At 42.7% G+C, this 1,323-nt stretch carries 2 protein-coding genes; both read right to left on the reverse strand.

What is annotated here, in order from left to right; all coding sequences use genetic code 11:
• Positions 1-66: 66 nt before the first annotated feature.
• On the reverse strand, positions 67-429 hold the full coding sequence (locus tag A3739_RS00685; protein WP_068499788.1) for a hypothetical protein: 363 nt from the start codon (positions 427-429) through the stop codon (positions 67-69).
• A gap of 120 nt (positions 430-549) precedes the next feature.
• Positions 550-1,323 (reverse strand): carboxypeptidase-like regulatory domain-containing protein (locus A3739_RS29090; protein WP_197471921.1); only part of this gene is annotated, 774 nt, incomplete at its 5' end.

Consider the following 1,323-nt stretch of genomic DNA (forward strand, 5'->3'; position numbering starts at 1 on the left):
TAGTGCCGATCAACGAGCGCGCATAATACCAAAGCACTCTGCGACATAAAAGCCTTATTTTCAGCTCTATTGCATTACCAACATAATTTCTTCGACACCACTATCCACTCCCCCATTGAAGCTTTGCGAATAATATTCAAAAGGTAATGGTACACCATTAATAAACAAACTGGCTTGGGTTATTTCAAGGTCTAGATTGGTGTGAAACATGCCATCGCATGCATCAAAGTCAGAATTGACCGTCGAAGAAGATGGACTACAGTCTTCAGGGTTTAAAGATGACTCAGCGCCATCAAACGCTATGGAGGAAAGGCTTACAGAATTAACGATTTCAAAACGCGCACTGAAGCGATCTGCGTGCACAGCAAGAGATAACATCGTGAGAGATGCCGTCATCAGGATATGCTTTAAACCAAAACACGCAGACATGTCGAAGCCCCAAAAATTTAGGACTTCGAGTATAGGACAGATTTGTAACACTGCAACACAAAAAGTTACGCAATGTTACATAAGCCCGTTTTGCCCGGCAAAAGGTGCCTAGCACGTCAACTAAAAGACGATATCCTCTATGAACACAACGCCATCTTTACCATCAGAATAAAAACATGTTGGTTCAATCGTTTTAAGATCACGATCAGCCAAATCATTCTCATTAACTGAAACGCAGTACTTCCCTGGCAGCAAGCCTGACAGCAAATACACCCCATCATATTCGGAGCGCGTCAAAGCTACTTGATCACCCGCCTCATTAAGCACCTCTACCCTTACCGTGCTTAAAGGTCGTTGCTGTCCATTCTGTTTCACAAACAAACTGCCTTCGACTTCAAAGGTATAGGCCAAAGGAATATCTTGCTGTAACACTGAGCCTGCGTGGGTGTAAACAAAGAACGGGCCGGATGCAGCTTTTATAAACGGGTCTTCAATACTCTTTTCTTCAATCTCAATTTTTTCCATTTGAAGATGATCAATCCCTTTCAGAACGACGACACCGTCATCGCCTGTTTCAAACGTTCGCCATTTACTCTTACCCTTAAATCGAATACCCGGCAAAGTTTCTTCACCTTCATCAAACATCTGATTATCGTTTTCATCAATAAATACTCGCGCATTTAACGATGCACTATTGACTGAACTTTCATTCGATAAGAAGTGACTATCTCTCTTCGCGTCATAGCCAACGGAAGTACTAAGCGTTGCACCTAGATAAGCGAACCCATCGGTATTGAAGCCAGCACTGCCCGACACGGAAAATTTCTCAAACTCCCAAGTTAGGGTGTTGTCATTGCTGAATAAATCTTTACCTGTGAAGTTATAAGCCACTGA

The sequence above is a fragment of the Oleiphilus sp. HI0067 genome (assembly GCF_001635735.1).

Excerpts from the sequence above, each read along its gene's own strand:
- A3739_RS00685 (WP_068499788.1), bottom strand. The coding sequence starts at position 429 with ATGTCTGCGTGTTTTGGTTTAAAGCATATCCTGATGACGGCATCTCTC.